The 13829-nt window shown below is 38.1% G+C and carries 15 protein-coding genes; 13 read left to right on the forward strand and 2 right to left on the reverse strand.

Annotation, left to right across the window (positions count from 1 at the left end):
- The first annotated feature begins 79 nt into the window (after positions 1-79).
- From hemE to V7161_RS13655, 11 genes are all read left to right on the forward strand, one after another.
- A complete protein-coding gene (gene hemE / locus V7161_RS13605; protein WP_335445670.1) occupies positions 80-1126 on the forward strand; it encodes a uroporphyrinogen decarboxylase in 1047 nt (348 codons plus the stop codon).
- Between the two features lie 108 nt (positions 1127-1234).
- Positions 1235-2167: a ferrochelatase gene (gene hemH / locus V7161_RS13610; protein ID WP_335445672.1), complete on the forward strand. Its 933-nt coding sequence runs from the start codon at positions 1235-1237 to the stop codon at positions 2165-2167.
- A 32-nt stretch (positions 2168-2199) separates the two neighbouring features.
- Positions 2200-3642, forward strand: coding sequence for a protoporphyrinogen oxidase (hemY, locus tag V7161_RS13615; RefSeq protein WP_335445674.1), 1443 nt, complete (start codon positions 2200-2202; stop codon positions 3640-3642).
- Between the two features lie 115 nt (positions 3643-3757).
- Positions 3758-4492 (forward strand): MBL fold metallo-hydrolase, encoded by a 735-nt coding sequence (locus V7161_RS13620; protein ID WP_335445676.1) that lies wholly within the window; start codon positions 3758-3760, stop codon positions 4490-4492.
- A gap of 16 nt (positions 4493-4508) precedes the next feature.
- The gene (locus tag V7161_RS13625; RefSeq protein ID WP_335445677.1) at positions 4509-5498 is read left to right on the forward strand and encodes a lipoate--protein ligase; all 990 of its coding nucleotides are present in this window, start codon (positions 4509-4511) and stop codon (positions 5496-5498) included.
- 143 nt (positions 5499-5641) lie between these two features.
- Entirely contained in the window at positions 5642-7204 is a 1563-nt protein-coding gene (locus V7161_RS13630; RefSeq protein WP_335445678.1) for a fatty acid--CoA ligase family protein, read from the forward strand.
- 79 nt (positions 7205-7283) lie between these two features.
- Positions 7284-8060 carry an enoyl-CoA hydratase-related protein gene (locus V7161_RS13635; protein WP_335445679.1) on the forward strand — a complete coding sequence of 259 codons (777 nt, stop codon included), beginning with the start codon at positions 7284-7286 and terminating at the stop codon, positions 8058-8060.
- A 303-nt stretch (positions 8061-8363) separates the two neighbouring features.
- Positions 8364-9095: an AzlC family ABC transporter permease gene (locus V7161_RS13640; RefSeq protein WP_335445681.1), complete on the forward strand. Its 732-nt coding sequence runs from the start codon at positions 8364-8366 to the stop codon at positions 9093-9095.
- On the forward strand, positions 9085-9393 hold the full coding sequence (locus tag V7161_RS13645) for an AzlD domain-containing protein (protein ID WP_335445682.1): 309 nt from the start codon (positions 9085-9087) through the stop codon (positions 9391-9393). The genes V7161_RS13640 and V7161_RS13645 overlap by 11 nt, the downstream gene beginning before the upstream one ends.
- Positions 9394-9490: 97 nt before the next feature.
- Positions 9491-10759 carry a M48 family metallopeptidase gene (locus V7161_RS13650; RefSeq protein ID WP_335445684.1) on the forward strand — a complete coding sequence of 423 codons (1269 nt, stop codon included), beginning with the start codon at positions 9491-9493 and terminating at the stop codon, positions 10757-10759.
- Positions 10760-10898: 139 nt separating this feature from the next.
- Positions 10899-11138, forward strand: coding sequence for a hypothetical protein (locus V7161_RS13655; protein ID WP_335445686.1), 240 nt, complete (start codon positions 10899-10901; stop codon positions 11136-11138).
- Positions 11139-11212: 74 nt separating this feature from the next.
- Here the strand turns inward: V7161_RS13655 and V7161_RS13660 are convergent, their stop codons facing one another.
- Positions 11213-11449, reverse strand: coding sequence for an IDEAL domain-containing protein (locus tag V7161_RS13660; protein WP_223592908.1), 237 nt, complete (start codon positions 11447-11449; stop codon positions 11213-11215).
- A gap of 197 nt (positions 11450-11646) precedes the next feature.
- Between V7161_RS13660 and V7161_RS13665 the strand changes: the two genes are divergently transcribed.
- On the forward strand, positions 11647-12219 hold the full coding sequence (locus V7161_RS13665) for a competence protein ComK (RefSeq protein WP_335445688.1): 573 nt from the start codon (positions 11647-11649) through the stop codon (positions 12217-12219).
- Positions 12220-12238: 19 nt separating this feature from the next.
- On the opposite strand, the gene V7161_RS13670 is transcribed toward V7161_RS13665, so the two are convergent.
- Entirely contained in the window at positions 12239-12604 is a 366-nt protein-coding gene (locus V7161_RS13670) for a hypothetical protein (protein WP_335445690.1), read from the reverse strand.
- A gap of 261 nt (positions 12605-12865) precedes the next feature.
- Here V7161_RS13670 and V7161_RS13675 point away from each other — a divergent pair, with 261 nt between their 5' ends.
- On the forward strand, positions 12866-13816 hold the full coding sequence (locus tag V7161_RS13675) for an LCP family protein (RefSeq protein ID WP_335445692.1): 951 nt from the start codon (positions 12866-12868) through the stop codon (positions 13814-13816).
- Positions 13817-13829: the final 13 nt, after the last annotated feature.

Below are 13829 nucleotides of genomic sequence, written 5' to 3' on the forward strand. Positions count from 1 at the left end.
ATATTAGAAAGTTTTTAAAATCCTCCAATATATATTAAAATGGAAAACAGACATGTCTTTGAAAGGTGGACTTTTTTTTATGACCAGACCGATTAATGAAACATTTTTAAAAGCTGCAAGAGGGGAGAAAACCGACTACGTTCCAGTATGGTATATGCGGCAGGCAGGGAGGTCCCAGCCAGAATATCGAGAAATTAAAGAAAAGTATTCGCTATTTGAAATAACGCATAAGCCAGAGCTATGTGCGTATGTAACGCGTTTGCCGGTTGAGCAATATAACGTCGACGCAGCAATTCTATATAAAGATATCATGACGCCCCTTCCGGCGATCGGAATGCAGGTAGAAATAAAGGGTGGAATTGGACCAGTGATTGACAATCCAATCCGTTCTTTAGCCGATGTAGAGAAACTAGGCGAAATAAATCCTGAGGAAGACGTTCCCTATGTGCTCGAAACCATCAAATTACTGACAACTGAACAATTATCCGTGCCATTAATTGGTTTTTCCGGTGCGCCATTCACCCTAGCCAGTTATATGATTGAAGGCGGCCCATCGAAGAACTATAACAAAACAAAAGCTTTTATGTATACGGAGCCAAAAGCTTGGTTCGCGTTAATGGATAAGCTAGGTGATATGACCATTACATATGTGAAGTCTCAAATAAAAGCGGGGGCAAAAGCGATCCAAATATTCGATTCTTGGGTAGGTGCCCTGAATGTAGAGGATTATCGTTACTTCATTAAACCAGTAATGAATAGAATCTTTACTTCATTAAAAGAAGAAAATGTCCCATTGATCATGTTTGGTGTCGGGGCAAGTCATCTGGCATTAGAATGGAATGATCTTCCGCTCGATGTTGTTGGTTTAGATTGGCGCTTGCCGATCAAACAGGCTAGAGAGTTGGGTATCCATAAAACCGTACAAGGAAATCTTGACCCTGCGATTTTGCTTGCTCCATGGGAAGTCATTGAGGAAAGAGCTAAAGCGATCTTAGACCAAGGCATGGATCAGGATGGATACATCTTTAATTTAGGTCATGGAGTATTCCCTTCTGTCAACCCGGAAACATTGAAAAAATTAACTTCATTTATCCATGAGTATTCAGCATCAAAATTAAGTCGATAGGACTCACGGTTAAGTGTTAAAATTGGTAAGTCGTCCAATTTTTTGGCACAATAAAGTGATACCTCCATCACCGGAGAAAGTGAAAAGACTTAAAAATGAGGTGCGAACATGACTAAAAAGAAAATGGGACTGCTCGTAATGGCATACGGTACCCCATATAAATTAGATGATTTAGAGAGATATTATACCCATATTCGACATGGCCGGAAACCAACTGATGCAATGCTTGAAGACCTTCGCAATCGGTATGAAGCAATTGGAGGCATCTCTCCATTAGCAAAAATAACTCTAGAACAAGCGGAGAAGCTTGAAGCGCATTTGAATAGAATCCAGGATGAAATCGAGTTTAAAATGTATCTGGGATTGAAGCATATCTCTCCATTTATTGAGGATGCTGTTAAACAAATGCATGAAGATGGAATTGAAGAGGCGGTTAGTATTGTCCTTGCCCCGCATTTTTCAACCTTCAGTGTACAATCCTACAATGGACGTGCTGTTGAAGAAGCAGCAAAATTGGGGAATCTTAAAATTAAAACCATAGAGAGCTGGTATCAGGAACCGAAATTTATCGATTATTGGACAGATAAGATAACACAAGTATTTGAATCCATGCCCGAGGAAGAAAAAGACGAAGCAATGCTAATCGTTTCTGCGCACAGTCTGCCAGAGAAAATTTTACAATTTGGTGACCCATACCCAAAACAACTGCAAGAAACAGCGGATTTAATTGCGAAACGTGCAGGTGTTAAAAATTATATGATTGGCTGGCAAAGTGCCGGAAATACACCGGAACCGTGGCTGGGGCCTGATGTCCAGGATTTAACCAGGGAATTATTTAATGAACATCAATATAAAGCATTCGTATTTGCTCCTGTCGGGTTTGTCTGTGATCACCTTGAGGTCCTTTACGATAACGATATCGAATGCAAAGCAGTTACTGACGAATTAGGAGTCAGCTACTATCGTGCTGAAATGCCAAATTCTAAAGAAGAGTTTATTGATGCTGTTTCCAGCGTCGTCCTTAAAGAATTGGAGCGGTAGGATAGGAAATACAATGGAAGAAGGTGACGTCCGTGGCGGAAGAAAAACAAAAGGTTGTCATTATCGGGGGAGGAATAGCGGGGCTTACGTCAGCATTTTACCTTCAAAAAGCAGCTAAGGAGCTTTCACTTCCTATCGAAATTAAATTAGTTGAAGCATCCCACCGTCTCGGAGGCAAGTTGCAAACGGTTGTCAGGGATGGATTTACGATTGAAAGAGGCCCAGATTCCTTTTTAGCAAGAAAGACAAGTATGATAAGGCTGGCAAAAGAAGTGGGGATGGATGATCAATTAGTCCATAATTCCACAGGAAAATCCTATGTTTTAGTAAACGAAAGGCTTCATTCCATGCCGGGAGGTTCGATTATGGGAATCCCAACAGAAATTGGACCTTTTATCACGTCGGGTCTATTTTCGCTTCCCGGCAAATTAAGAGCTGCGGCTGATTTTGTTCTACCACGGTCGGAAAGCGGGAAAGACCAATCTTTAGGAGAGTTTTTTAGAAGAAGGCTCGGCGATGAGGTGGTAGAGAATTTAATTGAGCCATTATTATCGGGGATATATGCCGGCGATATTGATCAATTAAGCTTAATGTCAACTTTTCCACAATTTTATGAAGTAGAGCAAAAATACCGTAGCTTGATCCTAGGGATGAAAAAATCAACTCCTGCTCAACAAAAAAAACCTGTAAGTACCGAAAAACCAAAAGGGGCATTTCTAACTTTTGTCAGCGGTCTCCAATCGTTTGCCGAAGCGATTGAAGCGAAATTAGACCCTGCATCAATTTTAAAAGGGCATCGTGTGGATAAAATCATGAAAACTGACAATCAATATGAAATTTATTTAAATAATGGGGAAACCATTTATGCAGATAGTATAATTGCAGCGACACCTCACCAAGTGACGCAAATGATGTTTTCACAATATCACTTTTTTGAACCTTTTAAATCTGTGCCGTCTACATCGGTTGCAACTGTTGCTTTGGCCTTTCCGGAAGAGGCTGTTAAACAAGATATCGATGGAACAGGGTTTGTTGTTTCTAGAAATGGTGATTATTCTATAACAGCCTGCACATGGACTCATAAAAAATGGGCCCATTCCACTCCAAAAGGAAAAGTACTGCTCCGCTGTTATGTTGGAAGAGCAGGGGACGAAACAATTGTTGACCTTTCGGATGACCAAATTACAAAGATCGTTCTTGACGATTTAAATAAGACGATGAAAATAACGATGAAGCCGGACTTCGCAATTGTTTCTCGTTGGAAAGATTCGATGCCGCAATACACGGTCGGCCATAAACAGCGTCTTGAAACCATTCTTGCTTATGTAAAAGAAGAGCTTCCAGGAGTGTTTTTGGCAGGTGCATCCTATGGGGGTGTAGGAGTTCCTGATTGCATTGACCAAGGAGAAGCAGCAGTAAAATCCGTTTTGGATTATTTAAAAGGGACGGGAATATCTAAGGAAGCTGTTCACTGATAACAGCTTTCTTTTTTCATTTAAGACCAGCCGAATCAATGATCCGGCTTTTTTTGTTTGTGAAAGGATGGTGTATAGTATAGTTAATTAGTTTAATTTGATGGAGGAGTTCGTAATGAAACTAACAATAATTGGATATTGGGGCGGTTACCCGAAGAAGAATGGTGCAAGCTCTGGATATTTACTTGAACACGAAGGTTTTCATTTATTAATCGATTGTGGAAGCGGCGTCCTTGCAAAATTGCAAAATGTCATAGAGCCTGAAGACCTTAATGCGGTCATCATTTCTCACTACCATCCTGACCATATAGCGGATATTGGTGTTCTGCAGCATGCTAGATTAATTCAAGGTTTCTTGGGAAAAGATTTTCCTACCCTGCCGATATACGGACACCATTATGATCAATATGAATTTGCCAAGCTTACCTATAAAAACATAACAAAAGGAATCCCATATGATCCAGCTGAAAGTCTTACTGTTGGACCCTTCCAAATCTCCTTTTTAAAGACCGAACATCCGGTTCCATGCTATGCGATGAGAATCGAGGCAGGCGGCAAGGTTATTATTTATTCAGCTGATGGTGCTTTTAAAGAAGAATGTATTGAGTTTAGCCAAGGTGCCGATGTTTTATTGTGTGAGTGTAATTTTTATGGCCATCAAAATGGAAAGTCAGCCGGCCATATGAATAGTCTTGAGGCTGGCAGACTCGCGACCGATTCGGGTGTTAAACAATTAATACTTACACACCTCCCGCATTATGGAAATTTATCTGATTTACTTAGCGAAGCATCGGGTGAATTTGCTGGTATAATTAAACTTGCAGAGGAATTCCAAACTATTTCACTATAAGGGGGCCCTTACTTGTATGTTATTTATCAATAATAAAGGTATCACAGATCCACGGATTAATCTTGCAATTGAAGAGTATGCACTGAAAAATCTTGATATCAATGAGACATACCTGCTATTTTACATAAATGAACCTTCCATCATTATTGGAAAGAATCAAAACACCATTGAAGAAATTAATACCGAGTATGTTGAAGGTAATGGTATTCATGTTGTACGACGTTTATCAGGCGGCGGCGCAGTGTACCATGATCTAGGGAACTTGAATTTTAGTTTTATAACGAAGGATGATGGGGAAAGCTTCCATAACTTCCGTAAATTTACCGAGCCCGTTATTAAGGCACTGCAAAAATTAGGGGTAAATGCGGAGCTTAGCGGAAGAAATGATATTGAAGTCGAAGGCAGAAAGATTTCTGGAAATGCTCAATTTTCAACAAAGGGCAGGATGTTCAGTCATGGAACACTATTATTTGATTCAGAAATGGACCATGTCGTCTCTGCTCTAAAGGTGAAGAAAGATAAGATTGAATCAAAGGGAATTAAATCTGTCCGCAGCCGGGTAGCCAATATATCTGAATATCTAACGGAAAAAATTACGATTGAGGAATTTCGCTCCTTGATTCTAAAATATATTTTTGAAGGAGCCGAAAAAATTTCCGAATATGTGCTTACCGAAGAGGATTGGGAGAAAATTCATCAGCTTTCAAAGGAACGCTACCAAAATTGGGAGTGGAACTTCGGTAAATCGCCAAAATTCAATCTGAAGCATTCACACCGCTTTCCTGTAGGTTCTATCGATGTCCGTTTGGAAGTTAATAAAGGAACGATTGAGAATTGTAAAATCTATGGTGACTTTTTTGGTGTAGGCGATGTTAGTGATCTTGAAAACATGTTAAAAGGTGTTAGATATGATAAAAGTGAAATAGATAAGGCTCTCATAGGGATCGATACGACCTACTATTTTGGCAAAATTTCAAAAGATGAATTTATCAATTTGATTTATTAAGATTGAAACGCGATGTTTTTAGCATCGCGTTTTTTCATTTTTTGCATGTTATACTTGAATACATAAAATACTTTAAATATAATATATTTAGAAAATTTATATGATTAAATGAATGAATATTCATTCATAAAAGGAGGAGAGTTATGAATCTATCATCACAGCTTTATCAAACAGCTAAGGACTATGCGAATAAACCAGCCTATTATTTTATGGGACAGTCCAGTACCTATGCCGAATTGGATGGTGCGATTACAAAGTTTGCATCAGGGTTAGAGAAATTGGGAATCAAGCAAGGGGATCATATTGCTTTATTGTTGGGAAATTCTCCGCATTTTGTCATCAGCTTATACGGGGCATTAAGACTAGGAGCAACGGTTATTCCCGTTAATCCAATCTATACAGCGGAGGAAATTGGCTATATTTTAAATAATGGCGATGTTAAAGCAGTTGTAGCCCTTGACTTAGCGATTCCTTTGGCAGAAAAAGTGCATACTTTGCTGCCAAAAGTTGAACATTACGTATTTTGTGAGACGAATCCAATTGGTATGGTACAGTCAGAATTGGAAAATCTATCAGTGATTTCAAAATTGAAATCGTTTACAGATGTAGTGGCACTCGGTGATTTAAGCTTTAAAGGGCCTGAGCTAAATGACGATGATACAGCCATCATTCTCTATACTTCAGGAACAACAGGGAAACCCAAGGGAGCCATGCTGACCCATAAGAATTTATATAGCAATGCTAATGATGTTGGGGAATATTTAAAAATGAACAACGATGACCGGGTTATCACAACTCTGCCAATGTTCCATGTTTTTTGCTTAACAGTAGCCTTGAATGCACCATTATTGAACGGTGCGACACTATTGATTGCCCCAAGGTTCAGCCCTAAGGAAATTTTTAGTCTTGCAAAAGAATATCAAGCTACTGTTTTTGCAGGCGTCCCAACTATGTATAATTTCCTTTATCAATTTCCAGAGGGGAGTCCAGAAGATTTAAAAACATTGCGTTTATGCATTTCTGGCGGTGCATCAATGCCGGTTGCCCTTTTAAAGAATTTTGAGCAGAAATTTAATGTTTTAGTTTCTGAAGGATACGGCTTATCTGAGGCATCCCCGGTAACATGCTTTAACCCACTGGATCGTCCACGGAAGCCTGGTTCGATTGGAACTACTATTGTTAATGTAGAAAACAAGGTGGTGAACGAGCTGGGTGAAGAGGTTCCTTTTGGAGAGGCAGGGGAGTTAATCGTTCGTGGTCCGAATGTAATGAAAGGCTATTATAAAATGCCTGAGGAAACAGCAGCCACAATTAAGAATGGATGGCTTTATACTGGTGATATAGCTAGAATGGATGAAGATGGCTATTTTTATATTGTCGATCGAAAAAAAGATTTAATTATTGTTGGCGGATATAATGTTTATCCGCGTGAGGTAGAGGAAGTCATCTATAATCACGAGGATGTTGTAGAAGCAGCGGTTCTTGGTGTTCCTGACCCTAATCAAGGAGAATCCGTAAAAGCTTTTGTTGTTAGTAAAAATCCTGAGCTTACACCTGAACGCTTACTTGAGTATTGTAAAGAACACCTGGCTAAATATAAAGTTCCATCATCTATTGAATTTTTAAATGAGCTTCCAAAGAATACAACCGGGAAAATATTAAGACGTGCATTAAAAACACAACTAACAGAAACGGCAGTAAAATAATATATTTTTTAAATATAAAGGCAGGCTTTTTGCTTGCCTTTTTCGAATTTTTAAAGAGGATTAAAAAGGAGTGGAAGTTATGGAGCAAATTTTAGTGAATTTAGAGAATCATATTGCCGTTGTTACGATTAATCGTGCGGAAGCACTAAATGCTTTTAATTATGAAACTTTACTTGAGCTGCAAAGAAAGGTAGAAGACATTCGTATCAATCCAGAAATCCGCGCTGTTATTTTTAGTGGAGCGGGGGAAAAAGCCTTTAGTGTGGGGGCTGATTTAAAAGAGCGAAAAAACCTTACTGATGAACAAGTGAAACGAAATTTATACAAAATTAATGAGGTATTTAATGCCATTGATCAACTGCCGCAGCCGACTGTAGCTGCTATTAACGGCTTTGCCTTTGGCGGTGGAATGGAGCTCGCCCTTGCCTGCGATTTTCGCATTGCAGCAAATGTTGCGGTAATGGGATTAACGGAGACAAGTCTAGCGATTATACCTGGTGCAGGAGGAACTCAGCGCCTGCCAAGATTAATCGGTCAAGCCAAAGCGTTGGAGCTCATTTTGACCGCACGCAGGCTTACTGCTGACGAGGCGTGTAGTTTTGGGATTTTGACAAAGGTTGTTGATCGTAAACAGCTTCTCTCAGAAAGTATCGCTTTTTGTTCCGGGCTGCTTGCAAATGGGCCAGTAGCTTTACAGCAAGCGAAATTTGCAATTAAAAATGGTATGAATACTGATCTAAGCACTGGTCTGCAAATCGAGCGAAAAGCCTATGAAGTGACACTTCCAACTGAAGATCGGATAGAAGCTTTGCAGGCCTTCGCTGAGAAAAGAAAACCAGTATTTAAAGGCAAATAAACATGGCATTTATCCCATAAAAAACACTCTGTTGATTGGAGCGAAGCGACGAGGAGGCTCCACGGCACGCCCTAAGGTGCGCGAAGCGCCTGGAGCGTAAATCAACAGACCCGTTGAAAAGCCTTTATATTCTAACAAATTAACGCTAATAATTTAAAAAGATGCAAATCAAATAAATGGCTGTCAAGAGTTTTTCGAGTAGCATGTAAACATGGCTGTCTGCCATGTTTTTTATTTATTAATTTCTAAAAATTTGCTAAAATTTATGCTTAATTGTGTGATTGAAACAAGGGGGGAATAAAGTTGGCAGATCTGGCTTTAGGAAAGGAATCATCAGATTTTAAAAAAGGGCTTCAAGCAGGAATCAGTATCGGGATTGGCTATTTTCCGATTGCACTGACTTTTGGTCTCCTCGCAAAAACTTCGGGGCTATCAATTTATGAAACAGTATTAATGAGTCTTATTGTGTTTGCCGGCGCATCTCAATATATTTCATTAAGTTTAATTGCCTATGGGACAGGGATTTTCGAGATTATCTTAACGACTTTCATCGTAAACATTCGCCATTTTTTAATGAGTACATCTTTAAATGAAAAATGTGAAGAAGACCAATTAATTAATAAGTTAATCTATTCTTTCGGCATAACAGATGAAACTTTTTCTGTCGTAGCCACTAAAGAGGGCACTGCATCGACAGGCTTTATGTTTGGGGTTATATCCGTTTCCTATACGAGCTGGGTTGTTTTTTCTGGCGTAGGTCATTTAATTGGAGCAAACCTTCCTCAAACTTTGCAAGAAAGTATGGCTGTGGCTTTGTATGCGATGTTTATTGGTCTTTTGGTTCCTTCGATGAAAAATAATGTTAAAGTTATTTTTCTGGCGGTCTTTGGGGCCACTTTTAATTCTATTTTTACTATTGGACACATCTTGGCGCAAGGTTGGTCTATTGTGACGGCAACCCTTTTATCTGCCATCCTTATTGAGTTAGCAGAAGTCATAAAAGCTAAATACAGAGGTGCTGGACATGAGAAGTGAAATCATTTGGATGATTGTTGGTATGGGATTGGTTACCTATATTCCCCGCATGCTGCCCTTTGTTCTCTTTAAGGGGAAAGAGCTTCCCCCTTTTATTCAAGGCGTATTAAAAAATGTGCCCTATGCAACACTAGGTGCACTAATTTTTCCTGCGATTATCTTTATTCAAAAAGATGATATTTGGTATGGTATTTTAGGGGCCGCCGCCGCATTTATTGCCGCTTTTTTAGGTGCTAATGTCATTGTTGTTGTGCTTGGTTCTATAGCCGCTCTCGCCCTATATTCTTATCTATTGTAGCCAGTAATTTGCTGGCTTTTTTTTATGTCCAGTTCTAAAACAACGATTTTTTACTACACTATGTATAGAGAGGTTGTACACAAAGGGGGACAAAATCATGGTCAGAAAAATGGGGTTCTATGCGGTTTTGGCCTTTTGCCTATATGGGTTGTTTTTTTATTGGTATTTATTCCATCTTGCCGACCCAAAGCTGCCATTTGAATATCAAGGAACTAAAGCGGATCCTGCAACTTTTTTAAATGGCAGAGAGCTTATGTTGAGTGAAGAGTATTCAAAAATACGAAATTTATTATTTTTCCTTTCAACGCCTTTTGAATGGCTTTTCTATTTTCTAATTTTATTATTTGGTTTTTCCAAGGTCTTTAAGCGGTGGGCAGAAAGCTCTGCAAAGTACAAATTCTTGCAAACTCCCATCTATTTGATTTGGTTATCATTTTTTGCCTTCTTGGCCACTTTACCTTTAAATTATATAAGTTATTCTTTATCCAAAATCTATCATATTTCTACCCAGACCTTCCCATCATGGATGAAGGATGAGCTAATTGACTTTTGGCTTAATTACGGAACATGGTTGATTATTGTGCCAGTCTTATACTGGCTGATGAAAAAAAGCCAAAAGCGCTGGTGGCTATATGGCTGGCTGTTATCCATACCTTTTACCTTATTTATGATGTTCTTGCAGCCTGTTGTCATTGACCCGCTTTACAATGATTTTTATCCGTTAAAAAATAAAGAATTAGAAACAAAAATATTAGCACTCGCTGATAAGGCTCATATACCTGCCCAACATGTTTTTGAAGTGAATATGGCGGATAAAACGAATTCATTAAATGCTTATGTTACCGGGATTGGCTCAAACGCCAGGATTGTTCTTTGGGATACGACCTTGAATAAGCTGACAGACGACCAAATCTTATTTATCATGGCACATGAAATGTGTCATTATGTTGAAAAGCATATTTATTGGGGGATAGCAGGGTACTTATTAATTTCACTATTGGGTTTATATCTGACGTATAGATTTATGAATTGGACAGTTAAACGCTGGGGAAAAGAATTGAAAATCTCAGATGTTAGAGATATAAGGTCTCTCCCGTTATTTTTTATGATCATATCCATGCTGCTATTTGCGGCAAGTCCGCTGACAAATTTGGCGTCACGGTATCAGGAAACACGGGCAGATCGGTATGCTATTGAGATGACCAAAAACCCTGAAGCTGCCATTACTTCATTTCAGGAATTGACCCGATCTGGTTTAAGCCAGGTAAAACCTCCGCTACTAGTGAAAATTTTTAGATATACCCATCCTTCCATGCTTGACCGGATTTCAATGCTGGAAGAATATCAAATAAAGAATGAAAAGTAACAATGTAATTTCAGGCTGATGACTAACACTTTGTCATCAGCCTATTTATGTAAATTTAGGAAAAAAGTAGATATTTTCATTAGACAAGCCTTTTCCCCCTTTCATTTAATATAGAAACGGAACGAAAGGGGGTGCTATAGTGAATAATTCACCAGATATTGTGTTCATTTTTTGGGAAAGAAACCAAAGTGACAGAAGAGCCCCTCGGAGAATTGTACAAGCAACTGTTATCGGCAGCGCGAATCCATGTAGGAATCTTTTAAACCCTAATGATCGTTTTTCACGTGCTCAAAGATGCTTATTAGATAACGGCTTTGAGAGAGAAATTCAAGAAGAATTTGGAAACTTTGGGGTTTCCGTATTTGTTCGTAGTTCCTAATTGCAATACAATCAAAAAAGTGCCAGCCTGTCACGTTTAGATGATAGGCTGGCACTTTTTATTAATCCGAAGGCTTAAGTTCCAAATCGTTTGTTAATTTCTTTTAGCTGTCCTGATAGATGGAGAAATGACTTTTTGTCCCGATGGTCAATGGCATAGTCGATTTTTCGTAATAATTTTTCCTTTTCAACTGTTAGCTGGATTTCTGATAAGAGCATATCAATGTATAAATCCTGGACGAAATTTTCCTTCAGTCGATTCCGTTTCATGGCACCAAGTTTCATTAATTCCGTGTATGATTTTTCACTCATGAAAATCACCTCTGATGCTTTTTTTTATTATATGGGCTTTTTTGAATAATATCATTAAATTATTTTAATTTTCAGAAACATTTTACTTGACAGATAAAATGTGAATAATTAATAACAATTCAGAAAAGTAGAGGAATTGGAAAAATAAAAGTGGTAAGATATGGTGGAATTAGGAGTATGAAAAGGAGTTGAATGGATTGAAAGAGCAGCAAATTGAAGAATATGAGATTAGTTCATGCACCATGTTTTTGAAGCCTGTCGTTTATGGAAGTAAAATTTATTCCCAGATTTATGAAGTGGAGGATTGTTTCCTGTCTCCGTTTAAACCATTAGATATTATAAAAAATAGCTGTGATTACTTTGGTGTCGATTATGAAAGCCGGAAAAGGGGAACGCGAAAATTAACTGGTTATAATCGCAAAAACCCAATTGCCATTGAACCGACTAATCACATTTTCTTTTTTCCAACTGCCTCACCTAGCATTCCTGAATGTATTTGGCTCTCACAGGCGCATATTAAGGACTACCGTCGTGCAGGGGCAAACCAAACACTGATTACTTTCCATAATAAACAATCTTATCTTTTTCCGGTTTCATGCTCTACAATTGAAACTCAATTATTAAGAACGGCATTATTAAAATCAACCATTTTACAAAGAATTGAACATAAGGGAAGAAAGCTAACTTACTTGCTGCACGTTCCCAAGACGTTACAAGCCTCAGAAAGTATCCATGAATATGCTGGTGAATTCTCGAAGGGTGAAGAGTAAACCGGTTAATTATTATCCTCTAACGGGACAGGTGTTTTTTTAATAAATATAGCTCCATTAATTCTTGAACTTTATTGCGAATTCTAGGATTAAAGTAATTATGGTTTTCTTCATATCCTTTATAAATAAACATGAACATTGTAAAGGCATCGTCCCGTTTTGTTTCATTTACCTGAAGATTGTTCTTTTTCATATATTGTTTTACCTCCGAGAGTTCCCTCTGGATTTCTTTCATTGTCTCCTCAATTAAATCCAAATAAGGTTTTTTTAATTTGAAGGGGCTTTTATCCACAACTTCTAAGTCCCGATTTAAGACGATTAAAACCATCGGTAAATAGATGGCTTTTTCCATGATATCGCGATCATTCTCTGGAATCCTGGTCATTTACCACCACACCTTTCTGTCTAAAAAAGAACAAATGTTCTTATTTTATTTTACATAAAAGCTTCATTAAAAGCAATACTGCATTACTTTTTAGAAAACTCGCTTAAAAGCGAGCTTTTTTATTGCAAATTTTCTCATTTTCGTGAGAAAGTTTTTATTAATAGAAGGATATCTGATAGGGGAAAATGAATTAAAGAAGAAACCTTGAAAAAGTAAAATAAGGCTATAGATAGATGAACTGAAAATACATGGACGAGATAGGTGATTACATTGAGGTCTGAAAAACATCAAAAAAAGAAAAAGAGAAGATGGACGTCCATTTTGCTTGTATTCTTATTACTAATTGGCGGTGTGGCAGGATATGCTTATTATCAATTTAAGCAAGGAGTTAATCAATCTTTAAAAAAAATAAATAAAGACCAGAAGGAAACGAAAGTTGTTTATACATTTGAAGGCAAGAAGGATCAGTATGGAGACACCAATATCTTATTGCTTGGAAGTGATGCACGAGGAAAAGAAAAAGCCAGAGCCGATACGATTATGATTGCTCATTATAACGAAGATAAAGGCACCTTTAAGCTTACCTCGATTATGCGTGACAGTTATGTGGAGATTCCGGACCATGGAAAACATAAAATAAATTCTGCCTTTGCCCGTGGAGGTCCAGAATTAATGAGACAAACAATCAAACAAAATTTTGATATTGACTTGCAATATTATGCGATTGTTGATTTTCAGGGCTTTGTGCAGCTTATCGATGAAGCTTTCCCAAATGGGGTAGAAATTGATGTTGAGAAAAAAATGGAAAAGAATATTTACATGACGCTAGAGCCCGGTCTGCAACGATTAAATGGCACACAGATGCTGGGATATGTTCGTTTTCGACATGATGCCATGGGGGATTTTGGGCGAGTAGAGCGGCAGCAAAAGGCAGTAAAAGCGATTAGAGACCAATTAAGTGGATTTCAAACAATTACAAAACTCCCAAAACTAGTTGGAGTTGTTGCCCCGTACGTTAATACAAATATGAAAACTTCTGACATGATTTTTATGGCAAAAGATTTCTTTTCTGATAAAAGAGGAAACGTTGAAACATTTAGGATTCCTGTCGAAAATAGCTTTACGGAACCACGTATAGAAGGAGAGGGAGCGGTATTAGATATTGATATCGAAAAAAATAAAGAAGCGCTGCACCAATTTATTACAAATTAAGCCCCAAAACATC

The organism is Neobacillus drentensis, assembly GCF_036965425.1.
GTDB classification, from domain to species: Bacteria; Bacillota; Bacilli; order Bacillales; family Cytobacillaceae; genus Neobacillus; species Neobacillus drentensis_F.

Excerpts from the sequence above, each read along its gene's own strand:
- hemE (WP_335445670.1), top strand. The coding sequence starts at position 80 with ATGACCAGACCGATTAATGAAACATTTTTAAAAGCTGCAAGAGGGGAG.
- hemH (WP_335445672.1), top strand. The coding sequence starts at position 1,235 with ATGACTAAAAAGAAAATGGGACTGCTCGTAATGGCATACGGTACCCCA.
- V7161_RS13620 (WP_335445676.1), top strand. The coding sequence starts at position 3,758 with ATGAAACTAACAATAATTGGATATTGGGGCGGTTACCCGAAGAAGAAT.
- V7161_RS13625 (WP_335445677.1), top strand. The coding sequence starts at position 4,509 with ATGTTATTTATCAATAATAAAGGTATCACAGATCCACGGATTAATCTT.
- V7161_RS13630 (WP_335445678.1), top strand. The coding sequence starts at position 5,642 with ATGAATCTATCATCACAGCTTTATCAAACAGCTAAGGACTATGCGAAT.
- V7161_RS13635 (WP_335445679.1), top strand. The coding sequence starts at position 7,284 with ATGGAGCAAATTTTAGTGAATTTAGAGAATCATATTGCCGTTGTTACG.
- V7161_RS13645 (WP_335445682.1), top strand. The coding sequence starts at position 9,085 with ATGAGAAGTGAAATCATTTGGATGATTGTTGGTATGGGATTGGTTACC.
- V7161_RS13650 (WP_335445684.1), top strand. The coding sequence starts at position 9,491 with ATGGTCAGAAAAATGGGGTTCTATGCGGTTTTGGCCTTTTGCCTATAT.
- V7161_RS13660 (WP_223592908.1), bottom strand. The coding sequence starts at position 11,449 with ATGAGTGAAAAATCATACACGGAATTAATGAAACTTGGTGCCATGAAA.
- V7161_RS13670 (WP_335445690.1), bottom strand. The coding sequence starts at position 12,604 with ATGACCAGGATTCCAGAGAATGATCGCGATATCATGGAAAAAGCCATC.